This is a genomic window from Arthrobacter sp. NPDC057013 (genome assembly GCF_042674585.1).
Classification (GTDB): domain Bacteria; phylum Actinomycetota; class Actinomycetes; order Actinomycetales; family Micrococcaceae; genus Arthrobacter.
In genome coordinates this window covers 129,249-154,199 of the sequence record NZ_JBHUSE010000006.1, presented here as the reverse complement: position 1 = coordinate 154,199, position 24,951 = coordinate 129,249, and the positions used below count along the sequence as shown (strand labels likewise).

General features: G+C 68.7%; 21 protein-coding genes. 6 read left to right on the top strand and 15 right to left on the bottom strand.

Features of this window, described 5'->3' with window-relative positions; genetic code table 11:
- Positions 1 to 4: 4 nt before the first annotated feature.
- The 4 genes from nadC to ACFTSA_RS10800 are packed head-to-tail and all read right to left on the bottom strand — an operon-like array spanning position 5 to position 4,748.
- Complete coding sequence (nadC, locus tag ACFTSA_RS10815; RefSeq protein WP_377951261.1) at positions 5 to 877, bottom strand: carboxylating nicotinate-nucleotide diphosphorylase; 873 nt, start codon at positions 875 to 877, stop codon at positions 5 to 7.
- Positions 870 to 2,720, bottom strand: a complete 1,851-nt coding sequence (locus ACFTSA_RS10810; RefSeq protein WP_377951260.1) for an L-aspartate oxidase — start codon at positions 2,718 to 2,720, stop codon at positions 870 to 872. Before ACFTSA_RS10810 ends, nadC begins: the two co-directional genes overlap by 8 nt.
- Positions 2,721 to 2,733: 13 nt before the next feature.
- Complete coding sequence (gene nadA / locus ACFTSA_RS10805; protein WP_377951259.1) at positions 2,734 to 4,041, bottom strand: quinolinate synthase NadA; 1,308 nt, start codon at positions 4,039 to 4,041, stop codon at positions 2,734 to 2,736.
- Positions 4,038 to 4,748: an NUDIX domain-containing protein gene (locus ACFTSA_RS10800; protein ID WP_331574896.1), complete on the bottom strand. Its 711-nt coding sequence runs from the start codon at positions 4,746 to 4,748 to the stop codon at positions 4,038 to 4,040. Before ACFTSA_RS10800 ends, nadA begins: the two co-directional genes overlap by 4 nt.
- Positions 4,749 to 4,933: 185 nt before the next feature.
- Between ACFTSA_RS10800 and ACFTSA_RS10795 the strand changes: the two genes are divergently transcribed.
- From ACFTSA_RS10795 to ACFTSA_RS10785, 3 genes are all read left to right on the top strand, one after another.
- Complete coding sequence (locus tag ACFTSA_RS10795) at positions 4,934 to 6,316, top strand: amino acid permease (protein ID WP_377951258.1); 1,383 nt, start codon at positions 4,934 to 4,936, stop codon at positions 6,314 to 6,316.
- A gap of 120 nt (positions 6,317 to 6,436) precedes the next feature.
- Complete coding sequence (locus ACFTSA_RS10790; protein ID WP_377951257.1) at positions 6,437 to 7,264, top strand: alpha/beta fold hydrolase; 828 nt, start codon at positions 6,437 to 6,439, stop codon at positions 7,262 to 7,264.
- A gap of 140 nt (positions 7,265 to 7,404) precedes the next feature.
- The gene (locus ACFTSA_RS10785; protein ID WP_377951256.1) at positions 7,405 to 8,058 is read left to right on the top strand and encodes a phosphoribosyltransferase; all 654 of its coding nucleotides are present in this window, start codon (positions 7,405 to 7,407) and stop codon (positions 8,056 to 8,058) included.
- Here ACFTSA_RS10785 and ACFTSA_RS10780 read toward each other — a convergent pair.
- From ACFTSA_RS10780 to ACFTSA_RS10770, 3 genes are all read right to left on the bottom strand, one after another.
- Positions 8,055 to 9,386: an MFS transporter gene (locus tag ACFTSA_RS10780; protein ID WP_377951254.1), complete on the bottom strand. Its 1,332-nt coding sequence runs from the start codon at positions 9,384 to 9,386 to the stop codon at positions 8,055 to 8,057. The genes ACFTSA_RS10785 and ACFTSA_RS10780 overlap by 4 nt on opposite strands.
- A 131-nt stretch (positions 9,387 to 9,517) precedes the next feature.
- On the bottom strand, positions 9,518 to 10,972 hold the full coding sequence (hpaB, locus tag ACFTSA_RS10775; protein WP_377951253.1) for a 4-hydroxyphenylacetate 3-monooxygenase, oxygenase component: 1,455 nt from the start codon (positions 10,970 to 10,972) through the stop codon (positions 9,518 to 9,520).
- 53 nt (positions 10,973 to 11,025) lie between these two features.
- Positions 11,026 to 11,556 (bottom strand): flavin reductase family protein, encoded by a 531-nt coding sequence (locus ACFTSA_RS10770; RefSeq protein WP_377951252.1) that lies wholly within the window; start codon positions 11,554 to 11,556, stop codon positions 11,026 to 11,028.
- A 184-nt stretch (positions 11,557 to 11,740) separates the two neighbouring features.
- Between ACFTSA_RS10770 and ACFTSA_RS10765 the strand changes: the two genes are divergently transcribed.
- Positions 11,741 to 12,475: a helix-turn-helix domain-containing protein gene (locus tag ACFTSA_RS10765; protein ID WP_354258651.1), complete on the top strand. Its 735-nt coding sequence runs from the start codon at positions 11,741 to 11,743 to the stop codon at positions 12,473 to 12,475.
- Here the strand turns inward: ACFTSA_RS10765 and ACFTSA_RS10760 are convergent.
- The 4 genes from ACFTSA_RS10760 to ACFTSA_RS10745 all read right to left on the bottom strand — a co-directional run bounded on the left by ACFTSA_RS10760 (position 12,463) and on the right by ACFTSA_RS10745 (position 19,337).
- On the bottom strand, positions 12,463 to 13,854 hold the full coding sequence (locus tag ACFTSA_RS10760; RefSeq protein WP_377951251.1) for an MFS transporter: 1,392 nt from the start codon (positions 13,852 to 13,854) through the stop codon (positions 12,463 to 12,465). The two genes, ACFTSA_RS10765 and ACFTSA_RS10760, sit on opposite strands and share 13 nt — an antisense overlap.
- A gap of 143 nt (positions 13,855 to 13,997) precedes the next feature.
- Complete coding sequence (locus ACFTSA_RS10755; RefSeq protein WP_377951250.1) at positions 13,998 to 17,138, bottom strand: AAA family ATPase; 3,141 nt, start codon at positions 17,136 to 17,138, stop codon at positions 13,998 to 14,000.
- A complete protein-coding gene (locus ACFTSA_RS10750; RefSeq protein WP_377951249.1) occupies positions 17,135 to 18,325 on the bottom strand; it encodes an exonuclease SbcCD subunit D in 1,191 nt (396 codons plus the stop codon). The genes ACFTSA_RS10755 and ACFTSA_RS10750 overlap by 4 nt, the downstream gene beginning before the upstream one ends.
- Positions 18,326 to 18,380: 55 nt before the next feature.
- Entirely contained in the window at positions 18,381 to 19,337 is a 957-nt protein-coding gene (locus tag ACFTSA_RS10745; protein ID WP_377951248.1) for an MIP/aquaporin family protein, read from the bottom strand.
- Positions 19,338 to 19,506: 169 nt separating this feature from the next.
- Between ACFTSA_RS10745 and ACFTSA_RS10740 the strand changes: the two genes are divergently transcribed.
- A complete protein-coding gene (locus ACFTSA_RS10740) occupies positions 19,507 to 20,607 on the top strand; it encodes an ADP-ribosylglycohydrolase family protein (protein WP_377951247.1) in 1,101 nt (366 codons plus the stop codon).
- Here ACFTSA_RS10740 and ACFTSA_RS10735 read toward each other — a convergent pair.
- Together ACFTSA_RS10735 and ACFTSA_RS10730 are read right to left on the bottom strand one after the other, a co-directional pair.
- Entirely contained in the window at positions 20,594 to 21,118 is a 525-nt protein-coding gene (locus ACFTSA_RS10735; RefSeq protein ID WP_377951246.1) for a DUF4395 domain-containing protein, read from the bottom strand. The genes ACFTSA_RS10740 and ACFTSA_RS10735 overlap by 14 nt on opposite strands.
- A 424-nt stretch (positions 21,119 to 21,542) precedes the next feature.
- The gene (locus tag ACFTSA_RS10730) at positions 21,543 to 22,568 is read right to left on the bottom strand and encodes an exonuclease domain-containing protein (protein WP_377951245.1); all 1,026 of its coding nucleotides are present in this window, start codon (positions 22,566 to 22,568) and stop codon (positions 21,543 to 21,545) included.
- A gap of 68 nt (positions 22,569 to 22,636) precedes the next feature.
- On the opposite strand from ACFTSA_RS10730, the gene ACFTSA_RS10725 reads away from it, so the two are divergent.
- Positions 22,637 to 23,410, top strand: coding sequence for a DedA family protein (locus ACFTSA_RS10725; protein WP_377951349.1), 774 nt, complete (start codon positions 22,637 to 22,639; stop codon positions 23,408 to 23,410).
- A gap of 101 nt (positions 23,411 to 23,511) precedes the next feature.
- Here the strand turns inward: ACFTSA_RS10725 and rdgB are convergent, their stop codons facing one another.
- Positions 23,512 to 24,156 (bottom strand): RdgB/HAM1 family non-canonical purine NTP pyrophosphatase, encoded by a 645-nt coding sequence (rdgB, locus tag ACFTSA_RS10720; protein ID WP_377951244.1) that lies wholly within the window; start codon positions 24,154 to 24,156, stop codon positions 23,512 to 23,514.
- Positions 24,157 to 24,188: 32 nt separating this feature from the next.
- Positions 24,189 to 24,947 carry a ribonuclease PH gene (gene rph, locus ACFTSA_RS10715; protein ID WP_377951243.1) on the bottom strand — a complete coding sequence of 253 codons (759 nt, stop codon included), beginning with the start codon at positions 24,945 to 24,947 and terminating at the stop codon, positions 24,189 to 24,191.
- Positions 24,948 to 24,951 lie beyond the last annotated feature (4 nt).

Here is a 24,951-nt window from a genome sequence, read left to right as displayed (position 1 = left end):
GCGTTCACCCCACTGTCAGTTCGACGTCCAGGCCGAGGTCCAGGGCCGTGACGCTGTGCGTCAGGGCTCCGACGGAGATGACGTCCACGCCCGCGGCGGCGATGTCCGCCACGGTTCGCAGGTTGACGTTTCCGCTGGCCTCCACCACGGCCCGCCCGGCGACCTGCCGGACGCCGTCACGGAGTTCCTCCAGGCTGAAGTTGTCCAGCATGATGGTGTCCACGCCGGCGGCCAGCACGGGTTCGATCTGCTCGGCGCTGTCCACCTCCACCTCGAAGTGCGTGGTGTGTCCCAGCTGGGCCTTTGCGCCGGCGAGCAGCGCGGTCAGCTTTGCCGGGTCTCCCCCGGTCATGACGGCCAGGTGGTTGTCCTTGGCCAGCACCGCGTCGGACAGGCTGTAGCGGTGGTTGGCGCCGCCGCCGCACCGGACGGCGTACCGTTCCAGGACCCGCAGGCCGGGGGTGGTCTTGCGGGTGTCCGTGATGCGGGCCTTGGTGCCGGCGGCGAGTGCCACGAATTCGGCCGTCCTGGTGGCGATCGCGCTCATCCGCTGTGCGAGGTTCAGCCCGACCCGCTCGGCAAGCAGCACGCTGCGCGCCCGGCCGGTGACCCGGGCGAGCTTTGTTCCCGCCGCGAACGCTTCGCCGTCGGCCACGAGCAGCTCCACCTGCGTGTCCGGGTCCACCATCAGCATCGCGTCGCGGAACACGCTGCCGCCGCTGAAGACTCCCGGGACGCGGGCGTTGAGCACGGCGGTGGCGCGGGCCTCGGCCGGGATCAGCAGCTGCGAGGTGATGTCACCGCTGGGCGCGTCCTCCGCAAAGGCCCGTTCGAGGATCTCGCGGACGGGTGCTGCAGGGAGGGTCAGGCTAGTCATGGACAAGGCTCGCTTTCGGGCTCATTCTGAATTCTTCGTCTAGGTCGTGTGCCTGGCCGTCCAGGCTGGCGACCGGTTCCAGCAGGCCGTCATCGCGGTAGTGCGCGCCGAGCGACGCCCGCCGCTCCCCCGCGGCGTGGACCAGCAGCTGCGCGGCGAGCAGCAGGTTGGCGTCCTCATGGGCGCGGGGATCGTCCGCTCCCGGCACGCGGTCAGGACGTACGACGGCGGCCCACGCCGCCAGCGCGGCCCCCGCTTCCCGCAATAGCTCGCCACTGCGAAGCACCCCAGCCTTGGCGGTCATCACCCGCCGGAGGGAACTCCGGGAAAAGACCCCCGATTCCGCGGGGCCCCCATCAATAGGTTCGGTTCGGGGCAGCCGGTCGCGGGACAGTACTACGGAAGGGTGCGTCAAGGGGAGGCCGCCAGCGGCCGTGGGCCCACACGATCCGGGTTCCCTGGCCGAGCTTGCGAGGTTAGGGGGATCGTGGGGACGCGGAGTAGTGCTGTCTTGCGACGCCCCAAGGAAAGTTACGTCGCCAAGGAACGTCTCAACAGCCCGCCGCCCGAACACCAGTCCTTCGAGAAGCGAGTTACTGGCAAGCCGGTTGGCCCCCTGGACGCCGGTGCAGGCGACTTCGCCGGCCGCGAAGAGTCCGGGGACCGTGGTGCGGCCGTGCAGGTCGGTGGAGACACCGCCCATCCAGTAGTGCGCCGCCGGCGCGACGGGGACCAGTTCCCGGGTCCAGTCGACGCCGGCCTCGCGGGTGCCGCGGGTGATGGTGGGGAAGCGGCGCTCCAGGAAGCCTGCTCCCCTGGCGGCTTCGATCCCCCGGGCGTCGAGGTAGACGTGGCCGTTGGGGTCGCCGAGCGCGGCCAGGTGCAGGGCGATGCTGCGGGATACGACGTCGCGCGGGGCGAGTTCGCCGTCGGGATGGTAGCCGTGCAGGAATCGGCGGCCCCGGGCGTCAACGAGGATGGCACCCTCGCCGCGCACTGCCTCGGAGATCAGCAGCGGGTCCCGGCCGCCGTCGGACTTTGTTCCCCTGTCCGGCCGGACGGCACCCCTGTCCGGCCGGACGGCACCCCTGTCCGGCCGGACGAGGCAGGTGGGGTGGAACTGGAAGAACTCCAGGTCCGCCACCGCGGCACCCGCGCGCCAGGCAAGGCCCAGGCCGTCGGCAGTGGCAACGGACGGGTTGGTGGTCTGCGCGAACAGCTGCCCTGCCCCGCCGGTGGCCAGCAGCACGGCGTCGGCCTGGATGCTGCCAAGCCGGCCGCCCTGCAGGAACTCGACGCCCGTGACCCGCCGGCCCTGCTGCCGAAGGGCTGTGACGCTGGCGTGCCCCAGCAGCCGGATCCTGCCCGTGGCCTGCGCTGCCAGCACGGCGCAGATCAGGGCGTTGGCGATCCCGGCGCCGGTGGCATCGCCGCCGGCGTGCAGGATCCGCGGCGCGGAGTGGGCTGCTTCGAGACCCAGGGCGGGGTCGCCGTCGTCGTCCAGGTCAAAGCGGACGCCGAAGCGTCCGAGCCCAGCGATGTCCCGGCGCGCCTCGGTGCACAGCACCCGGACAGCCGCCGGGTTGCAGTGCCCGGCGCCGGCCTTCAGCGTGTCCGCGATGTGGGCGGCCACCGTGTCACCGGGCGACGGCTCGTCCAGGACGGCGGAAATGCCGCCCTGGGCGAAGTACGTGTTGCTCTCGGCGAGCGCGCCCTTGGTCAGCAGCACCACCTCGGCGCCCGCCTCCGCCGCGAGCAGCGCGGCGTAGAGGCCGGCGATGCCGCTGCCGACGACGGCGAGACGCCGTGGGCCGGCAGATCCGTATTCGCTGGGGATGGTCATTGCGGGCTCCCTGTCAGGGCTTGGCGGCGAGCATGCGCTCGAGTGCTGTCCTGGCGTCCTGCTGCACGTCGTCGTCCACGGTGATGCGGTTGACAATACGGCCGGCGACGAGTTCTTCGAGGACCCAGGCCAGGTAGCCGGGGTGGATCCGGTACATGGTGCTGCACGGGCAGATGACCGGGTCCAGGCAGAAAATGGTGTGCTGCGGGTACTGCGCCGCCAGCCGGTTCACCATGTTGATCTCGGTACCGATCGCGAAGACCGTGGGCTCGGTGGCTGCCGCGATGGCCTTCTGGATGAAGTCCGTGGATCCGGCGGAGTCGGCCGCGTCCACCACTTCCATGGGGCACTCGGGGTGCACGATGACGTTGACGCCCGGGAAGTCGGCGCGGGCCTTCTCGATCTGGGCCACGCTGAAGCGCTTGTGGACCGAGCAGAAGCCGTGCCAGAGGATGACGCGGGAGTCCAGCAGGGCCTGTTCGTCGTTTCCGCCAAGTTCCCTGCGCGGGTTCCACATGGGCATCTGCTCGAGCGGGACACCCAGCGCTTTGGCCGTGTTCCGGCCAAGGTGCTGGTCCGGGAAGAACAGGACGCGCTGGCCGCGCTCGAAGGCCCACTCGAGGACCGTCTTGGCGTTGGAGGAGGTGCAGACGATGCCGCCGTTCCGGCCGCAAAAGGCCTTCAGAGCTGCGGAGGAGTTCATATAGGTGACGGGGATGACCGGAACGCGGCCCTCCGCGTCGGGCTCGGTGCCGAATATCTCCTCGAGCTGTTCCCAGCACTCCTCCACGGAATCGGCGTCAGCCATGTCCGCCATCGAGCAGCCGGCAGCGAGGTTCGGCAGGATGACAGCCTGCTCCGGCTTGGAGAGGGTGTCAGCGGTCTCGGCCATGAAGTGCACACCGCAGAACACGATGGCCTCGGCGTCGGGCCGGGTCAGGGCGGCGTTGGCCAGCTGGAAGGAATCCCCGACGAAGTCGGCGTACTGGACAACCTCATCGCGCTGGTAGAAGTGGCCCAGGATGACAGCGCGGTCACCCAGCGTTGCCTTGGCAGCACGGATCCGGGCATCGAGCTCGGCTTCGCCGGCCAGCTTGTACTCCTCGGGAAGCTGGCCCTGGCGCGGCGTGGAGGGAGGAGCGACGTCCGCGCTGGAAGCCCCGGGGCCGTAGGCGGGAACACCGGCGAGCGTTTCCGCGAGGTCGTACTCCCAGGGCCCCTTGGCAAGCGCCGGGCTGCAGGTGCCGCCCGTGCCGGCTGCCGTGGCCTTCTCGGCCTGTTCACGCGTGATCAGCTGGATGGCAGTATTGACGCTGCTCATGGGGTGCTCCTGTTATCTGGGTCGAGGCCGGGGCGGCCGGTAAATCGGTAAAGACGCGGCGGGCGGTGCTTGCCGCCCTGGAGGTATTCACCGGTTTCTTCGATTTCCGGCGTCGACTTGATCTGCCGGCGGAAGTTGGCGGGGTCCAGTTGCGTGTCCAGCACGGCTTCGTAGACCTCGCGGACCTGGGCGAGGGTGAAGTATTCCCCCAGGAAGTGGTAGGCGATAGAGCCGTAGGCCAGCTTGTTCCGCAGCCGCCACAGGGCGTAGTCCACGATCGCGTTGTGGTCGAAGGCAAGGCTGCCGAGCTTGTCGGCACGGAACCACCTGACGTTCTCGGATTCGTCCGCGAGCGCAGCCTCGGTGGGCTGGACCAGCGCCCAGTAGACGATGGACACCACACGCTGGGTGGGTGAACGGTGCAGGCCGCCGAAGGCGTAGAGCTGTTCGAGATAGCTCGGTGCCAGCCCGGTGGTTTCGCGCAGATTACGTGAGGCGGCGTCCTGCAGGGATTCGGCGTGGGTCAGCGGGCCGCCTGGGAGGGCCCACTGGCCTTTGAAGGGTTCCCGGATCCGGCGGACCAGCGGGATCCACAACGTGGGGCGGCCGGAGGACTCGCTGGGCCGGAGTGCAAAAATCACCGTGGAAATGGCGAGCGACGGCGGCGCGGACTGCCGCTCGGCCACGTTGGCTGAGGTGGTGTACACGGTAATCACCCGCTTCGCTGCGATCGGCCGGGCGCCTTCGGCTCCGTCCTGGACTAGTTATAGTCAAGTTGACTAAAACTGATTCTACGGCCGCCCGCCCGGGATGCAAAATGTTTCGCGAAAGTTGGGTGTAAATTCGAAAGGTCCCAAAAGGACCAGTCCCCAACCCCAAGAAGGTACGCAGCATGACGACGAAGTCCACGGCAGAGCGGCCCGCAGTCCAGCTCCGCCACAGCATGAAGCCCCGCCAACTCACCATGATGGGCCTCGGCAGCGCCATAGGCGCCGGGCTTTTCCTGGGCTCGGGCGCCGGGGTCCAGGCGGCCGGCCCCGCCGTCCTGGTGTCCTACCTTGTGGCCGGCACGCTCATCATCCTGGTCATGTGGGCGCTCGGCGAGATGGCGGCAGCCAACCCCAACAGCGGCGCCTTCTCCGTGTACGCCGAACGCGCCATGGGCAAGACCGCCGGGGCAACCGTGGGCTGGCTCTGGTGGCTGCAGCTGGTGGTGGTCATCGCTGCGGAGGCACTCGGTGCGGCGGGGCTGCTGTTTTCGGTCTGGCCGGTGGTTCCGGTATGGGCACTCGCGCTGGTGTTCATGGTGGTGTTCACGGGCATCAACCTGGCCGGGGTGAAGAACTTCGGCGAGTTCGAGTTCTGGTTTGCCATTCTCAAGGTGGCCGCCATCGTCCTGTTCCTGGGCGTCGGCGCCGCGCTGCTCCTCGGGTTCCTGCCGGAGGTGGCGTCCCCCGGGCTGGCCAACATCACCGGAGACTTCGCGCCCTCGGGCCTTGGCGGCATTGCCACGGCCCTGTTCGTGGTGATCTTCGCGTTTGGCGGCACGGAGATCGTGAGCGTCGCGGCCGCCGAAACCGAAGACCCCGAGCACAGCGTTACCAGGGCCATCCGCACGGTGGTGTGGCGGATCCTCGTTTTCTACATCGGCTCTGTCTTCGTGATCGCCGCCGTCCTTCCCGCCACGTCAGAGGCCCTGTCCTCGCCGTTCGCCGGCGTCCTGGATGCCGCCCGCATCCCCGGTGCCGCCACCGCCATTACCCTGGTGGCCGTCGTCGCCCTGCTGTCCGCCCTGAACGCCAACCTGTACGGGGCGTCCCGCATGGTGTTCTCGCTCGCAGAGCGCGGCGAGGCTCCCGGTTTCCTGTCCCGGCTCAGCGGGGCCGGGGTGCCGATGATCGCCGTCGGCGTCTCCGTCGCGTTCGGCTTCATCGCCACTGTCCTGGAGCTGCTGTTCCCGGGGCGCATCCTGCCCGCCCTGTTCCAGCTCGTCGGGTCCACCTGCCTCGTGGTCTGGGGCTCGGCGCTGGTCTCCCAGCTCATCCTGCGCCGGCGCGCGGACCGCGACGGCACTGCGTTGCCGCTGCGAATGAAGGGCTTCCCCGGGCTCACCGTGTTCGGCCTCGTGCTGCTCGGACTGGTGTTTGCGGTGGGCTTCAGCGCCGAGAGCAGCCGCATGCAGCTGATCAGCACGCTGCTGCTGATCGCCGGCATCGCCGCCGCCTGCTGGGCGGGGGCCCGGTTCGCGGCGTCCCGGCGCGCCCGGCTCTCCTAGCCGTGGATTTGCCCGGTCCGCAGACAGGTAGAGTGGTGCCCATCCACGGCGGACCGGCCACGAAGCAGTCCCGGCGAGCCCTGTACCTGACAAGGATGAGACTTGACGAGGACTGAGGCGATGAGCGGCAGACACACCGGCGAACAGCACTCCCACACGGTCGAGGGCACCGACCCGCAGCTTTACGTCGAGGTGCATGACCCTGCGAACGACGCCGGTCTCCGCCCCGTCCTCCTCATTCACGGCTTCTCCGCGTCCAGCAAGCTGAATTGGGAGGACACGGGCTGGATCCCGGCGCTGCTGGAGGCCGGCCGCCGGGTCATCGCCGTCGACCTTCCCGGCCACGGCCGGAGCGGGGCTCCGGAGGACATGGACTCCTACTCCCCCAGCAGGATCAGGGCTGACCTTTTGCAGATAGCGTTCGACGCCGGCGCCCGGCCCTTGCGCGATGGTGACCCTGCCAGCGGGCTGGACGTGGTGGGCTATTCCCTTGGCTCCCGGCTCGCCTGGGAGTTCGGCGCCACCCAGCCGGAGCTGGTCCACCGGCTGGTGCTGGGCGGCCCGAACATGGCCGACCCGCTGGCGGCCTTCGACCTCGTGGCCGCCCAGCGGTACCTTGCCGACGGCACGCCCATCGAGGACTCGTCCACGGCCGGGCTCTTGAGCATGGCGCAGGCGCTGCCGAGCAACAACATCTTCGCGCTGCTGTCCCTGGTGGAGGCCATCAAGGGGGAACCGTACGACCCCGCCGAGGCCGTGCCGCACATGCCGATGCTGCTGGTGGCCGGCGAAAATGACGAACGCGCCGCGTCCATGCCGCAGCTCGCCGACCTGGCCCTGAAGGCCGGCTCCATGGCCGAGCAGCTGGTCCTGCCGGGCCGCACGCACACCAACGCCATCACCAGCCGCGCCTTCAAGCAGGCGGCCATCGCGTTCCTCGGCAGCTAGCAGGTCCACGCGGCTCCCGCTCCCAACCGGTCCGGAGCTTTCCGCCGGCCCGGCCGGACGCCGTCGAAAACCCCGGCTCCCGCCGGAGCCGACGGGCGTAGGCTGGACTTTGGGGGGCGGAGACACCGGAAGAGGAACCCATGGCCATGGTTTTTGAGGACCGGGAGGATGCAGGACGGCAGCTTGCGGCCGCCCTTCCGCAATTCCGCGAGCGCACGGACACCATGGTGCTGGGCCTGGCCCGCGGCGGCATCCCGGTGGCCGCCGCCGCGGCTGAGGTCCTGCACCTGCCATTCGGGGCCCTGCTGGTCCGCAAGCTGGGCATCCCGGGCCATGACGAGACCGCATTCGGCGCGTTGGCCTACTCGGGCGGAAACATCGTCCGCCTGCTCAACCGGCCGCTCGTGGAGCGGATTCTCGACGACGGCGTGCGGCAGGATTGGCTCGACCAGGTGGAGCGCCGGGAGCGGGCCGAACTGATGCGCCGCGCCGACAGCTATCCAGCCGTTGACCCCGACATCCACGGCAAGACGGCCTTGCTCGTGGACGACGGCCTGGCGACGGGGGCCACCATGCGGGCAGCGGTCGAGGCGGTACGGATGGCCGGTGCGGCAGCGGTAGTTGCCGCCGCACCCGTCGGTTCGATAGAGGCGGAGAAGTCACTGTCCCGGGTGTGTAATGTTCTGTGCCTCCACCTGCCGGGAAGATTCCGGGCTGTGGGAGCCTTTTACCGGCGCTTTGACCAGCTGAGCGACGAGGACGCGATAGCCCTGCTGCACGGCGCCCGCATCTAGTGCCGGCTGACCCCGAGCGGCCGGCCGCGGGTCTCCTTCGCCAGGATCACTCCGATGCCCGAAATGACGCACAGGATCATGATGTAGATGCCGATGGAGCCGGTCCACTTGGTGCTCTGCAGGAGCGACTCGGCGATGGTGGCCGCGAACGCACCGCCCAGGATGGCGCCGAAGGCGTACCCGATCGAGATGCCCGAGTACCGCACGTTAGCCGGGAACATCTCCGCGTACATGGCGGACATGGGTCCGTAGGACAGGCCCAGGCCCACCGTGAGGACGAACAGCGCGACGCCGTAGAGCATGATGTCCTTGGTGTCGATGAGGGCGAACATCGGGATCATCCAGGCGAAGACGATGGCGTAGCCGGTCAGGAAGGTCTTGACCCGGCCGATCCTGTCCGAGAGCCAGCCGCCCACCAGCGTGAAGATCAGCCAGCCGAAGGATGCCAGCGTGGTGGCCAGGAGGATCTGCGGCGTGGGCATCTTCAGAGTCCTGGTTGCGTAGGCAATGAAGAAGGCAATGAGGAGGTAGCCGGCGGCGTTGTTGCCGATGAAGATCATGGTGGAGTAGAGCACAGCTTTCTTGTGGCTCCGAATGAGTTCTCCGAGCGGGGCCTTGCTTTCTTCCTTGCGGGCAGTCATTTCCTTGAAGACCGGGCTTTCACCGACTGCGCGGCGGATCAGGTAGCCAACCACGATCAGCACGATGGAGAGCAGGAAGGGAACGCGCCAGCCCCACGAGGCGAAGTCTTCCTTGGACATGCCGGTGTTGAGGAAGAACAGCAGCCCGGTGGCCAGGATCATGCCCACGGGGACGCCAATCTGCGGGTAGGCGCCGAACAGGCCGCGCCTGCTCTTGGGGGCGTGTTCCACTGCCATCAGGGCGGCACCGCCCCATTCACCGCCGGCGGAGAAGCCCTGGATGACGCGGAGTGTGATCAGCAGCACCGGCGCCCAGAAGCCGATCTGGCCGTAGGTGGGCAGTATGCCGATCAGTGCCGTGGCCGCACCCATCATGATCAGCGTGAACACCAGCATGGCCTTGCGGCCCAGGCGGTCACCCAGATGCCCGGCGATGATGGCGCCGAGGGGCCGGAACAGGAAGCTGATGCCGATCAGGGCGAAGGAGAGGATCTGCGCCAGGCCCGGGTTGGATTCGTTCAGCGGGGCCAGGAACAGCGGTGACAGCAGCGTTGCCGTCAGCTGGGCGAAGATGAAGAAGTCGTACCACTCGATGGTGGTGCCCACCAGTGTGCCGGCGAGGACTTTGCGTTCCTCGCGCTTGCTGCTGGGCCCGGCCTCTGAATCGACGTGTGAAGCTGCGGTCATTGGAACTCCGTGGGTGGGGGCAGTACTACTGCCGGCGGCGAGAAAGGGCTGTCCGATTTACTGATCGAACGGTCAGTTGGTGTGAGGATACTACGAAAGCGTGATCTGGCGCACCCCTCAGCCGGTCCGGCTTAGTCTGTCCGGTGCAGGAACTCACGCAGCCGCGCCCGGGCCGGCTCGCGGTCGTAGGTGTTGACCAGTGCCCCGGCCATCCGGACCGGATCCCCGAAGAAGAAGTACTCGTACAGCGACTGCCGGCCGGAGAATCCCGAGATCGAGGCGTCGAACGCGAGTTTGAACAGCCGGACCCGCTCGGGCCCGGTCAGCGTCTTTCCCTGCAGGTACAGGTCGATGTCCGCGCGGGCATCGCCGTTGACGTCCGCTTCGCCGGGCAGGGCCATCAGTCCCGACGCGGAGAATTTCCGGATGATCTGCGGGAAGCGCTGGGCCACCTTCGGATACCAGTTGCGGGCAGCGTTGAGGGTGGTCCACTTGGGGAGCATCATGCCGGCCTCGTTGGGTTCGGCGTCGGCCTCGGACGCACGGACCAGCGCCTTGCCGATTTCGACGTCGATGATCAGTTCGGCGATGTCCTCCTGGATGTGCTGGAACCCGTCGATGCCGATCGAGTCGGCGAGCTCGGAGGCCAGGCCCAGGAAGAACTCACTCTTGGCGATGGTCCGGGTAACCACCTGGTGGGTCATGAGGGCGCCCGCGCCGGTCTCGGCATAGAACGAGTTGCAGAGTTGCGGGTTGCCGAGCATGAAGATGCGGTCGCCGGGAACGAAGACGTCGTCGAAGACGGCCACGGCGTCCATTTCCTCGTAGCGGGAGGCCAGCGGTTCATCGTGGGTGCTGCCGCCGTTGTACAGCGAGGTCCGGCAGAGGTACCTGAGCCCTGGCGTGTCATTGGGAATGGCGAAGGCAAAGGAATACGGCGCATCCTCCGGCGTGCCGCGGAGCACCGTGGACGGGAAGACCAGCAGCTCGTCGGCGATGGGCGCGATCGTGGCGAGCATGCGGGCGCCGCGGACCACGATGCCGCCGTCGCGCTCTGCCACGATGTGGGCCGTGAGCTGTCCGCCTAGCTGCTCCGAGCCGGATACGGACCTGTTCACCTGCGGCGGGATCAGGGTATGGGTTGCGAGCATGTCGTTTTCGCGCGCCCACTCGTAGTAGTTGCCGATGTTCTCGGCGAACTTGGGATCCGCCTGGGCGAACCACGTCCCGGCCGTGCCCAGGGCGGTGAGTGCTGAGTTCATGTAGTCGCCGGTGCGGCCGAGGAATCCGTTGGTCGCCTCGGCCCACGCGGAGGTGGCCCGGCGTCGGTGCCGCAGGTCCTCGATGGTCCGTGGCACCAGGAAGGACGCGTTGACGAGGTCCCCGGTGGTGGGCGAGGCATAGGTCAGCGCCTCCTGATGCCGCTGGTCGTGCTGCATGTCGAACAGCTTCGCGTACTGCCGGGCAACGTTGCGGAAGGCCGGGTGTTCGGCAACTTTTTCGCTGACCACCTCGCCGTCGATCGCGATGTGCGGGGTCATCGCGTTGAGTTTGTCCAGGTACTGCTGGCCGGTTCTGATGCCCATTGCTGCCTCCAGTCGTCGTTGAACTGTCTTTTGTGATGATGGAAAGGTGCCGCCTACAGCAGGTCCTCTATCCCCAGCTGGCTCTCCGGGATGGTGGTGAAGACGCTGTTGGCGAACGCGAGCGCGTCGCCGTTGCGGTGGTCGAAATCCACCACCTCGCCGATATAGAGGGTGTGGTCGCCGCCGTCGTATGCCGCCCAGGGCCGGCATTCAAAATAGGCCAGGACACCGGAGAGCCGGGGTGCCGTTGCCCCTTCCACCCAGCGGGGCTCCGGCCCGGGACGACCCGCGAAGTGCAGGGCCAGCTGCCGCTGCTCGGCCCCCAGGATGTTGACGGTGAAGGGCCGGCCGGCCAGCTCGTCGTGGGCTTTGGCGGTGCGGGCGATGCTGGCCAGGACCAGCGGGGGGTCCATTGAGACTGCCGTGAAGGAGTTGACGGTGATGCCGTGCCGCTTGGTGACGCCGTCGAAGGTGACGATGGCAACCCCGGTGGCGAACCGGCCAAGGCTGCCGCGGAAGCGGTGGGCACGGGGCACCGACGTCCTGCCCGGAACACCGGGGCCCGCTGCTGGATTGGCCGTCATCATTGATCCTTCGGGGGCGCGGTTCCTGGCTCTGGCGCACCGTGCCGCAGTCGCTCTAAACTGTTCCGTAGATACACTGTTCTATAGTTGAACAGGCGGTTCCTATATGGAACGGTAGCCCAACGGAACGGGCCACACAAGCCCTTTTGGCTGGCGCCCCGCTTACTTGCCTAGGATGGACAGCATGACTCCCAACGCCGGCGCCGCAACTCAGGTTGCACCCGCCCAGGCTTCCCCATCGCAGACCCTCTCCCGGGGCATCCGCGCCTTGGAAATCCTGGCCGAAGCCGACCGTCCGCTGACCATCGCCGAACTTTCGGAGGCCATGGGCGTGCACCGCTCCGTCGCCTACCGGATCCTGCGGACCCTCGAGGACCATTCCCTGCTGGTGCGCGACGACGCCGGCCGCGTCCAGCCCGGGCCGGGGCTCGCGGTGCTGGCTCGCGGCGTTTCGCGGAACCTCCAGACCGCGGCGCTGCCGGAACTGACCCAATTGGCCAACTCACTCAATATGACGGCCTTCGTGGCGGTGTGGGACCACCAGGACTGCGTGACGCTGGTGACGGTGGAACCCCGGCATTCGGCCGCCACCGTGGTGCAGCATCCGGGGTCCCGCCATCCGATCAGCTCCGGCGCTCCCGGAATCGCCATCCAGTCCGCCCTGACGGAGCACGAGTGGAGCCAGCTGGCTCCCGCCGTGCCCTACCGCCCCGAAGCTGCGGAGGCGCGGAAGCTCGGTTACGCGGCAAGTCACGACGAGGTGATCGCCGGGGTTTCCTCCCTTGCCGCACCGGTCCGTGTGCCCGGCGGACGCCCGGCAGCGGTCGCCGTCGTCTATATCCGATCGTCGCAGGATCCGGCGGAAGTGGCAGCCGCCCTGACCGCCAGCGCCGCCCGGATTGAAGGTCAGCTCGCCTGAGCTGTCCTTTTCCGGGAACGGACGACGACGGCGGCCACCGCGCCGAGGGCGAACAGTGCCGCCGCGGCGGCTGCCGTGACGTGGAAGGCCGCCTGATGGCCCCCTTCCTGCGCCAGCTGGCCGCCGACGGAGGAGCCAAGGGCGGTGCCCGCGACAATGCCGCTGGCGAGCGCCGTCATCACAGTGGCAAGCCGGCCGGCCGGTGCCACCAGCCCGCCGATGGCAAAGACCGTAACCATGACCGGACCCACCGGCAGGCCCAGTACGAGCAGCACCAGCACCATGCCCCAGCCGTCGGTGGGCAGGAACAGCAGGGCCGACAACCCGGCCATCGCCGCCGCCCCGGTGACCCAGCGGACGGCCACCGGGAAGCCGGCCGGCCAGTAGGCCACTGAGATCGCGGCCCCGGCCGAGCTGATCCCCATGACGGCGTAGAGGAGGCCGGCCGCCTCCGACGTTGCGAACCCGGCGGCAAACGCGCTCAAAGCTGCCTGCGTGGAGCCGAAAAAGGTGCCCATGCAGACCATGGCCAGGACAGGAAGTGCCACGGCGGCCAGGCCGGCAAGCCGGCTGCCAGCACGGGTTCCGGCACTTCCGCTGCCCGCTGTGCGGGCGCTTTCCGTGCCCTCGCGGGTGCCGGCGGCGGCCCGCCGCGGAACAGCGGCGTGGGTGCGGTGGACGGCGAAAGCCGGAACCAGCGTGAGCGTGAGCGCGGCGGCCAGGGCCAGCGGCACCCACGGGGCAAGCAGGCTGGCCAGGACACCCACGAGCGCCGGACCGAGCACGAACGTCAGTTCGTCGGCTGTGCTCTCATAGGACAGGGCGACGTCGAGGTCGGAGCTGATCCCCGCACGCCGGCTTTCGGCGGTCAGGGCCATCCAGCGGACACGGGCCAGCGGGCCGACCTGCGGGCAGCTGAGGCCCGCCGCCAGTGCGGCCGCGATGACGCCCCATGCGGCACCGACGTTGTGCACCCCGGAAATCACGTACGCGGCGGCGATGACGGCAAGCACGGCCACGACATTCAGGACGGCCGAGACCAGCAGCACCGGGCGCTGGCCCAGCCGGTCGGCGAGCCAGCCGAGGACGGGCGCACCGACAGCCGAGCCGATACCCACGGCGCCGGCAGCGGCGCCGCCGACGGCATACGAGCCGGCGACCGAGGTGGCGAGGGTGAGGGTTCCCAGGGTCAGCATCGCCAGGGGCAGGCGGGCAAACAGGCCAATGGGCAGGAATTCCCTGCCTGCGAGCGCCGGCAGGCGGGCGAAACGGCCGCCAAGCTGCCGGGCTGGCGATGCCGGACTGGCTGGCTCATCTGTGCCGGCGCAGGTGGTCGGGCGGGAGTCGGCGGGTGGCTGGGGCGCCGTTGAAGTGCTCATGTATGCGGGCTCGTTCAGTCGTGCGCATCGTCCCTCCTCCCGATGCGCTGAACCCGGTAACAGTCCCATGATAGTGGACCCGGAAACCGCGGCTGAAGTCACAACCGCCCGGTGGTGCCCCTGCTGGCGGGCACCACCGGGGGTCAGACCGTTACGAGTGCATCAACGATGCGCGCGGTGGAGCCGTTGCGCTGCTTCACCACCTGGAGCTGGCTGCCGATGCGCTGCTTCATCTCCCCCACATGGCTCACCAGGCCGACCACCCGGCCGCCGTCCCGGAGGCCCTCCAGGGCATCCATGACCTGCTCGAGTGCCTGCTCGTCGAGGCTGCCGAAGCCTTCGTCGACGAACAGGGTTTCAATGTCGACGCCGCCTGCCTCCTGCTGCACGACGTCCGCGAGGCCCAGCGCCAGCGACAGCGAGGCCATGAAGGATTCCCCGCCGGAGAGTGTCGAGGTGTCGCGGCGGCGGCCGGTCCATTCGTCCACGACTTCCAGCCCCAGCCCGGACTTGGCGTTCCGGGCTGCCCTCGCGTCCGAGTGCTGCAGGGTGTAGCGGCCGTCGCTCATGGCGACCAGTCTTTCGGAGGCGGCGATGGCAACCTGCTCCAGCCGTGCCGCCAGGACGTACGCATTCAGACTCATGCGGTAAGTGTTGTCGCCGGAACCGCGGGCGGCCTCGGCAAGGCCCTTCAGGACTCCGGCGCGTTCCCGCGGCTCCCGGCCGGACGCAGCAAGCTCCCCGTACTCGGCATGCAGGCGGCCCAGAGCCCTCACGGCCTGCCGGGCCAGGCCTGCCGCCAGCTCCACGTCCTTTGCGGCTTTGGCTGCCTGCTCGGCTTCGGTGCGCAGCACGTCCAGGTCCACCGCGGCCGCCGCTGAGCCGGCACCGGATTCGCCGGCTGTCTGTTCCCTGGCGGCCTGCTCCTCTGCCGCGACCATGAGTTCCTCGCTGGCGAACAGCTCCTCGAGCCGCACCTCTTCGTCCCGTCCGGATTTGACGGCCGACTCCAGCCTTGCCGCCTCCGGTCCCGGCAGCAGAGCCTCGCGGGCCTCGGCGGCCGAGGCGAATCCGGCTTCGGGAAGGGCACGGTCCAGCTCGCTCCGCGCCTCCGCCAGGCGGTCCGCGGCCTGGTCCAGCTGTTTCCGGGCGGCGTCAGCCTGTTCGAGAACGCTGACAACCTGGCCAATGGCGTCGCTGCGGAGTCCGAGGCTCGCGTGGCCTGCACGTAGCGCTTCGAGCGACGATTCCAGGGCGCCGGACTGCACTTCGATTTCGGTGCGGGCGGATTCCGTTTGTGCCAGCTGCGCCACCATGTCCACGCGCACCTGTTCCGTCGCCTCGATGCGTTCGGCCAGTTCCTCCTGCCGGCTCCTGCTTGCCGCCAGGTCCGCGACGGCGGCGGCTGCCTCGGCAGCGGCTTGCCGGGCGGTCCGGGCCGCTTCCTCTGCTTCGGCAGGATCGGTGTCACCACCCTGGCTGGCGAGAACGGCGACCAGCTGCCTGGCCTCGGAGAGCTCGGCCTCCAGTACAGACAGCGCGCGCTCCGCCGCCTCGCTGCGTTCCTTGGCACGTTCCTCTTTCTCGGCGAGCCCCAGGACGGAGTCCCCGGCGGGAACCGGTTCGGGGTGCTCCGGGCTGCCGCAGACAGGACAGGGCGCGCCGTGCTCCAAGCGCGAAGCCAATTCAGCCGCCGCATTGGCCAGCCGTTCCTCGCGGACGTCCAGCCACCGCCGGCGCAGTTCCTGGTGGTGTTCCCTGCCCTTGAGATGCCGTTCGGTGACGGCGGCACACTCGGCGGCCGCGGCTCCATGGCGTCTGACAACGTCCACCAGCTCGTCGGCGGCCGCCGCCTCCTTGGTGCGCAGGACGGATTCCCCTGCCAACTGCTCCAGCGGCTGCAGGGCGGCTCGCAGGGCCTCCATCTCCGTGCGGAGGGAAAGCAGACGCGCGGCGTGGGTATCGCCGGCACGGGTGAGTTCCAGCCGTCGCTGCGCAAGCCCGGCGGCCCGTGCGCGCAGGCCGCCCAGCTTGTCCTCATCGGCGAGGCGTTCGCCGATCACGGCTGCGAGCGCCCGCAGGCGCGAAAGCTCCGCGGCGACGTCGACGGCCTCAAGTTGTGCGACCGCGCCGTGTCCTGCAGGGCTGTTTTCGGCACGGCTGTTTTCGGCATGGCTATGTTCCAGGCCGGCTAGTAGGGAGCCGGACTGCAGTTCGGAGCTGGACTCCGCTGCCTTCCGTACACCGGCAGAGGCAAGATCGAAGGCTGCTTCGGCCCGGGCAAACAAGGTCTCAGCGGCGGTCACGGCCTTCAGCTGCCCGCCGAGGAGCTCTGCCTTGCGGTGCAGGTCCAGCGCGGCCCCGGCGCTGGCCAGTCCGGGCGCGGCGGCCTGCGCATCTGCCCTCCGGCGCAGTGCGGCAGCAAGCTTCAGGCGCCGTCCGTCGCGGGCCAGCTCCGCTTCGAGCCGCTCCGCGCAGCGGCGGCGCTGGTCCTCGCAGGATTCCGCATCGCCGGCCAGTGCCGAGGCGCGCGCCGAGGCCGCAGCCTCCAGCCATGACAGGAGTTCAAGGCCGCCGGCGGCATCCGGCGCTGTCTCGGGATCGATTTCGAGAGCCGCTGCCTCAGACCATGCCCTCGCCACCAGCAGGCCGAGCCGGCCCTCAAGGTCGGCGACCTGGCTTGCGGCCCCGGCGGCCTGGGACGCGAGTTCCCGTTCCACTGCCTCGAACCGTTCGGTCCCGAAGAGCTTCTGCAGCAGTTCCAGGCGGTCGGATGCCTTGGACCGGAGGAAAGCGGCGAAGTCCCCCTGCGGGAGCATGACTACGCGGGTGAACTGCTCCCGGTCCATGCCAAGGAGCGCGGTGATTTCGGCGCCTGCTTCGTCGTTGCGGCCGGATTTTTCCACCCATTCCCCCGCGACGCGTTCGCGCAGGAGGGTCTTGGCCTGCTGCGTGGTGAAGCCGTTCCGGCCGCGGGCGCTGGGTTTGTCCCAGGCCGGCGACCTGGAGACTTCGAAGCGCCTGCCCCGGGCGGTGAATTCGCAGGTCACGCGCGGTTCCGCGGCCGTGTCCGCGTGGTCGCTGCGCAGTCTCTTGCCGTCCTGCCGCGCTCCGGGTACGGACCCGTAGAGGGCATAGCAGATGGCGTCCAGCACGCTGGTCTTGCCGGCTCCGGTGGGGCCGTTGAGCAGGAACAGCCCCTGGGCGCTCAGCCGGTCAAAATCAATTTCCTCGGTTCCGGCAAAGGGCCCGAACGCGGAGATTTCCAGGCGGTGGATCCTCACAGTGATGCCTCCTGCAGGCGCACGTTCTCCAAAGCTTCGGTGAGGGCGGCCTGTTCCGCCGGATCCGGCTCCCGGCCGCGGACATGTTCCAGGAACCCGCAGCACACGGCGAGGTCGTCCTCCGCCTTCGCCAGCCGGCTGCTGTAGCTCGCCCCGGAGGCGGCGGGTGCCCCCTCCGGGTCGAACCCGAGGACGAGCGTGTCCGGGAACCTGGCGCGCAGCCGCTCCATGGCCTGGGCCGGGCGCTGGGCGTCCGTCAGGGTCACCTGGCAGTAGGCGTGCTCGGCCCAGGCGTGCTCGGGTGACTCCAGCAGCCCGTCGAGGGTTCCGCGGAGGACGGCAAGTTGCCGCGGCGCGTCCCAGAGGATCTCTTCGACGGCGGTGACCCCGGACGCGTCCACGTCAATGAGCCAGCCGCCCTTCTGGTGCTTGGCCTCCGAGAAGGAGTACGCCAGGGGCGAGCCCGAGTACCGCACCTCCGCGGAGAGGGACTGCCGGCCATGCAGATGGCCGAGCGCCGTGTAGCTAAAGCCGTCAAACAGGTCCAGCGGTACGGCCCCCACTCCCCCGATGCTCAGGTCGCGTTCACTGTCCGAGCTGATGCCCCCGCTGGCGAAGGTGTGCGCCAGCACAATGGAATGGACCGTCCGGGATTCACCCCGCGCGGCGACGTCGGCCCGGATGCGTTCCGTGGCGGCGCGGGTGACTTCGAAGTGGCTGGCAGTGTCCACCCCGAGCTGGTCTGCGACCAGCCGGGGTTCGAGCCACGGGATGCCGTAGATCGCCAGCACCGGCCCGTCTTCGCCGCGCTGTTCAGTCCCGGCTTCGCCGAGGGGCAGCAGGAGGGGGACGTCCAGCTCGTCGAGACGGGTGCGCAGGTGAACGCCTCCCTTCTCCAGCAGCCGGGAGGCGAAGCCGAGCCGGATGGCGGAGTCGTGGTTTCCGCTGGTCAGCACCACCTGGGCGCCTGCCCCGGTGAGCCGGACCAGGGCATCGTCCAGGAGGTTGACGACGTCGACCCCTGGCAGTGCCCTGTCGTAGACGTCGCCGGCGATCAGCACGACGTCGACGGACAGTTTCCTGACCCGGGCAACCAACTGGTCGACAAAGGCACGCTGGGCGTCCAGCATGCCGACGCCGTGGAAAGACCGGCCCAGGTGCCAGTCGGAAGTGTGCAATAACCGCATATTCATAAGCTAGACGCGGGCACTGACAAAATAGCCGACCCCGCGCTTCGGCGCGTCAGGACTGCTTGGTGCGCGGCCCGTCGAAGAAGTCGCGCGCCTCATCGCCCGCGTCAGGCGCGTCGGCCGCTGCGGGCGCTGCGGCCCGGGTGGCCACGGCGGGTTCTTCACCGTCGTCGTCAAAGTCATCCGCGGGGTCAGACCCGGCGTCGGCCTCGTCGTCGGAACGGTCAGCATCCAGCGCTGCGGTGCGGCCCAGGGAGTCGGCGAATCCGCGGAAAACAAGGCCTGCAATGCCGGCGCCGACGATCGGGGCCACCCAGAAGAGCCACAGCTGCCCGAGCGCCCAGCTGCTGCTGAAGATCGCAGAGGCGGTGGCACGGGCGGGGTTGAAGGGTGCGTTGCCCAGGGCCTGGCCCAGCTGCAGCAGCACGGCAAATGCCAGACCGACGGCGAACGGGGCGGCCGCCGCGTGCGTGTTGCGGCGGGCCGTCATGCCGAGGAACACGGCGACCAGGAGGGCGGCTCCCAGAACCTCCACCAGCAGCACCCCGGCCATCGACGTCTGGATCACGGAGTGTTCGCCGAAGCCGGCGGTGACAGTGTCAAAGGCGGTGCGGGCGTCGGGAATGTTGGGCACCGTGCGGAGGACGCCGAACAGGGCGAGCGCGGCTGCCGCAGCGCCGACCAACTGCGCGCCGATGTAGGCTGCTGCGGCGGCGATGCCGATCCTCCCGGCCACGAGGTTGCCGAGCGTGATGGCCGGGTTGAAGTGCCCGCCCGAGATGTAGCCGAAGGCGAGCATCGCTGCCGTCACGGCAAGGCCTCCGGCGAGGGCGCCTGGCAGCGGGTTGGACTGCGGTAGGGTGAAGAGCGGCACGCCCAGCCCGGCGAGCACCAGAAAGAGCGTTCCGAACGCCTCCGCTCCGAGCCTGGACAGCAGCCCGGGCCGGAATCCGTTATCACCGGCGGGTTGCCGGTGGTCGGTCGGGGGGACGGACACAGGGGTGCTCATGGCGTGGAAATCCTTTGTTTCGGTCAGCGGGGGAACGCCGCTCACGTCGGGAGCGGGCCCCAGCAGTCTTGCAGCAAAGTCTGGACGGTTGCTGAATCCGAGCCTATCGTCCGGTGGCCGGACGCCCGGCATTGAGAGTGGGATATCACAGCAGGGTAAATTTGCCTGCATGAGCAATGAACCCGGCGCTGTTCCGTCCCCCGAGTCCCGCATCCATGGCTGCCTGCTGGGCGGCGCCCTGGGCGACTCGCTTGGCTATGCCGTCGAGTTCGATCAGATAGACGAGATCCGGCGCCGCTTCGGCGCCGCCGGACTCCGGGATTTTTCCATGCTCGACGGCGGGACGCACTTCTCGGACGACACCCAGATGACGCTGTACACGGTTGACGGGATTGTCGAGGCCCTGGAGTGGGCCAACTCCGGCGTCGGTGCCGACGCCAACGCCTGCGTCTGGCTAGCGTACCTGCGCTGGCTGGACACGCAGGGCGTGCCTGTTCCCGAATCCGCGCCGCGGCCGCAGCCCCGCTGGATTGACGGCCAGGAGGTCCTGCGGCACCGGCGCGCCCCGGGCAATGCCTGCCTGCGCGGGCTGGCCACCGGCGAAATGGGAACGGCTGCCCGTCCGGTCAATCCGGATTCAAAGGGCTGCGGCACGGTCATGCGTTCGGCTCCCTTCGGACTCGTTCCGCATATTCCGGCGGACTCCGTATACAAGCTGAGCTCCGACGCGGCGTCGCTCACGCATGGGCATCCGTCCGCCCGGCAGAGCGCGGGTGCTTTCAGCCTGATCATTCATTCCCTGGTGCAGGGCAGCAGCCTGGCCGGAGCAGCGCAGGCTGCGCTGGACCGTGTGCTGGGCGACGACGACGCAGCGCCCGAACTCCGCGACCGGCTGGGAGCCGCGGTCCGCCTCGCCGGCGGGGCCGGCCAGGCCGGCGCTGCCCCCGTGCTCAGCCCGGAGGATCTGGTCCGTGAACTGGGTGAGGGCTGGGTGGCGGAGGAGGCTCTCGCCGTCGGGCTTTATGCGGTCCTTTCCACGGCGCCCCGGGGAGATGGCGGCGCGGCGGATCCGGTGGACCATTTCAGGGAGGCCATTGCCGTGGCCATCAACCACAGCGGCGACAGCGATTCCACCGGGTCCATCGCGGGCAACATCCTGGGCACGTACTACGGCACGGCTTGCCTGCCCACGGACTGGCTGGAGGCGCTCGAGGCCCCCGAGGTGATCCGCGGCATGGCCAAGCAGCTGGTTGCCGTCACGTCCGGCTGAGAGAAATGTTGTTGCACGCCTCGCAGACGTCCTCGGGGATGAGGCCCCGGCGCTGCAGCAGGCCAAACAGGGCACAGCCCAGGCAGAACCCGGCGAAGGCCTCCAACGAGGCGGCAACAATCAGCACGGCGAGCAAAATCCAGGCGGCAGGCGCGACGCCGGCGGCCAGCAGGACGGCGGCCGCCGTGGTCATCGCGGCGCCGATTCCCTGGGCGAAACGCTTGGGCGGCCCGGGCACCAGTTTGACCCGTCCCAGCCGCGGGGCGAGGACGCGGACCGAAAGCAGTGCTAACGGGGAGATCCTCGGGCCGAACAGCACGCGCAGCCAAAAACCGGCGGAAAGGAGCGCCAGGCCCCAGCCGAAGCCGGTGAGCAGAGTTGCGGCGGCCAGCAGGACCACCAGCCCGGCCGTGATGCGGGCCGCGTACTCGTTGACGGGGTTGGGAAAGGCGAAGACGGAACCCGGCCTGCCCTGACTGCCCTGTGTGTCGGCTGTGCCTGGTGTGCCCAAACTGCCTTGTGTGCTTGACCTGCCCCCTGTGCCCATGCACCAAGGCTAGGAGAGCACCAGCCTCGCGCGGAAGCTTTATTGCGGCATATGAACCGGCGCCACCTCATCTGGAGAAGCGGCACGGCCCACGCGCTTCCGGGCGCTCTCTCAGATCCTGCGTAATTCCCGGCAACGCTCTATCAGATCCTGCGGAATTCTCGGCAACGCTCTATCAGATCCTGCAGCACATATCTCTGGCAGATCTCAGCTTCGATCGGTTGACCGCTGCTTTCCATAGAGAAGTGATCGGGCGTTCCAGGAAACCCGACAGGAAGTGATCGGGCGTTCCAGGAAACCCGACAGGAAGTGATCGGGCGTTCCAGGAAACCCGACAGGAAGTGATCCGGCGTTCCAGGAGACCCGACAGGACATGAGGAAGGGCTGCTCAGCAGGCCGCGGGATCCGAGGAAGCGTTTGCCATATGTATCGGCGCGCCGCCCACCATCTGCAGGAACTCGCCCTCGGAGATCACCTCGATGGCCTGGCCGCGGTCATGCAGCTCCAGCACGCGTTTGGCCTTGCCGGTGAGCCGGCCGGAGCGCAGGTCGTTCGCCACGAAGCCGTCCCCCACCACCAGGACGCTGGTCCGCGCCGTGACCCGGCTTTCTGGGCGCGCGCCCAGTTCGGCCGACCGCGTTTTCGCTTCGGGCCGCGGCATGGCGAGCTGGCCGGTGAACACGACCGTCTGGCCGAACAGCGGGTTCCCGGGCTCGGCGTCGGGATTGGGGTCCGGGTTGAGCCCTTCCTCCGGCCATCCGCTGCGGAACGGCCGGGCCACGCTGACGCCGCCCGCGGCGAGTGCCGCGACGGTGGCTTTCGAGAGCTCACCGGCGGAGGGGTCGAATGCCGCCTGCTGCGGAATGGAGAGCCCCAGTGACAGGTAGAGTTCGGCGATGCTGTTGGCCCGGTTGCGCCCGGCGATGTCGATGAGGATGCCGGCGCACGCCCTGGCGTCCTCGGCGGCGTCGTGGTGGTTCACGAGGGGCACACCCGCCTCTTCGGCGGCAAAGGGCAGCGAATTCGACACCAGGGAGTAGCAGCGCCGGGACAGCATCACCGTGCAGACATAGTCGTAGGCAGGGCCGGGAAGCCCCGAAACCTCAAGCCCGGACCGGATCACCCCGAGGTCGAAGGCGGCGTTGTGGGCCGCGAGGATGTCGCCGCCGATGAATGCGCCGATCTCCGGAAAAAGCTCGCCGAAGCGGGGCTTGCCGGCCACCTGTTCGGGCCTGATGCCGTGGACGCGGACGTTGTGATAATCGAACGAGTCGTGGTTCTCCGGCGGCCGCATCAGCCACGAAGCCTCCTCGACGATGACGCCGCCGCGGACCTTGGTGAGGCCAACGGCGCACGGCGAACCGCGGAAGCCGTTGGCGGTCTCGAAGTCGATCGCCGTAAAGTCCAAACCCACGGGGACAACTGTAGCCCGGCAGGGGCGCTGAACCCGTCAAGTACCCTTGAAACGTGAACTTTAATGCATTGAGCGACTTTGCCGTGCCCGCGCTGGGCGGCGCCGGCCCCGTCCAGCCGCATCTGGCATCATTCCTGCCCGATTGGCTCAACCCCCAGGTGTTCCTCGCCGACCCGGCCCTTGCCCCGTGGGTTGTTGTGCTGGTCTGCGGGATCATCTTCGCTGAGACCGGGCTGCTGATCGGATTCTTCCTGCCCGGTGATTCCATGCTGTTTACGGCCGGCCTGCTCGTGGCCACGGACACCATCAAATTCAACATCTGGCTCTTCGCCGCGCTGATCGTCGTGTCCGCCATCATCGGCAACCAGACCGGCTACCTCATCGGGTCCAAGGCCGGCCCCGCCATCTTCAACAAGCCGGACTCACGGCTCTTCAAGCACGAGAACGTCGACAGCGCACACAAGTTCTTCGAAAAGCACGGCGGCAAGGCCCTGATCCTGGCCCGCTTCGTGCCCATCATCCGCACCTTCGTTCCCGTGATCGTGGGCGTCGCCGGGATGGACAAGCGGAAGTTCTTCCTGTTCAACGTCATCGGCGCCGTCCTCTGGGGCGGCGGCGTGACGCTTCTCGGCTACCTGCTGGGCGACAAAGTCCCCTGGGTGCGGGACAACCTGGACATCATCTTCATCGTCATTGTCCTGCTCTCGGTCATCCCCGTGGGCATTGAGGTAGTCCGAGGCATGACCGCCAAGCGCGAAGCCGCGGCCTTTGGGACGGATCCGGTGGAAGAGTTCATCGAGGAGCACGAGCCCGAGGCCGAGCGCAAGACCAACCTCGACTGACCAGCACTCCGGCAGGCTTCCCAGGGCACCCCAAGACACCAGAAAGGCACCTCACGGGTGAGGTGCCTTTCTGCTGTCAGCGACCGGCTGTGTCTTGGCGGCTACCGCAGGGCCTCGACGATCGAGGGAAGCAGCGCACGGAACGCCAGCCCGCGGTGGCTGATGGCGTTCTTCTCCTCAGGGCTGAGCTCGGCGCAGCTGCGGTCCAGGCCCAGGGGTTCCAGGACGGGGTCGTAGCCGAACCCGCCTTCGCCCCGCGGCTCGCGCAGCAGCGTGCCGGCCAGCTGCCCGTATTCCACCACTTCGCGAGCTCCGTCCCCGGATGCCGACGCCGGCACAGCGAGCGCCGCAGCGCACACAAACGCGGCACCGCGGTGGCCGTCCGGCACGTCCGCCAGCTGGGCCAGCAGCAGGTTCAGGTTCGCGTCGTCATCGCCGTGGCGGCCCGCCCAGCGTGCGGAGAAAATCCCCGGCGCCCCGCCGAGGACATCCACGGACAGCCCGGAGTCGTCGGCGATGGCCACCAGTCCCGTGGCCTCCGCCACAGCCCGCGCCTTCAGCAGCGAGTTCTCCGCAAACGTCACCCCGGTTTCCGCAACGTCGGGGGCTCCGACGGCGGCCGCGTCCACTACCTGTGTGTCGACGTCGAGCCCCGGGACCTGCCCGCGCAGCAGCTCACGCAACTCCCGCAGCTTCCCGGCATTGCGGGTGGCCAGCACCAGCCGGGGCGCAGATCCCCCACTCACGGCGCTGTTTCCATTCACGGCGCTGTCTTCACTCACGGCGCTTCGGCCAGGGTCTCGCGCTGGATGGCGGCCAGCTGCTCCGTCCCCAGCAGGGCCAGGTCCAGCAGCTGGTTGAGCTCGTCGCGGTCAAAGGGAGCGCCTTCGGCCGTGCCCTGGACCTCCACGAACTTGCCGGAGCCGGTCACCACAACGTTCATGTCGGTTTCGGCGCGCACATCCTCGATGTACGGCAGGTCCAGCATCGGGATGCCGTCGATGATCCCCACGGATACGGCGGCGATGGTGTCAATCAGTGGCTGGGCATTGCGGGCGATCATCTTGTTCTCGCGGGCGAAGCGGATGGCCTCGGCGAGCGCCACGTAGGCGCCCGTGATGGCCGCGGTCCGGGTGCCGCCGTCGGCCTGCAGGACATCGCAGTCCAGCACAATGGTGTTTTCGCCCAGGGCCTTGGTGTCGATGATGGAACGCAGCGAACGCCCGATCAGGCGGGAGATCTCGTGGGTGCGGCCGCCGATCTTGCCCTTGACGGACTCGCGGTCGGACCGGGTGTTGGTGGCCCGCGGGAGCATGGCGTATTCGGCCGTCACCCAACCGCGGCCCTCGCCCTTGAGCCAGCGCGGAACGCCTTCTGTGAGGGAAGCGGTGCACAGGACCCGGGTGTTGCCGAACTCGATGAGGGCCGATCCCTCGGCCTGCTTGGACCACCCGCGGGTGATGCTGATGGGCCGGAGCTGGTCAGGGGTGCGGCCGTCGGCACGGATGACGGGGGCAGTGGTTGCTTCGGAAGTCATGCCT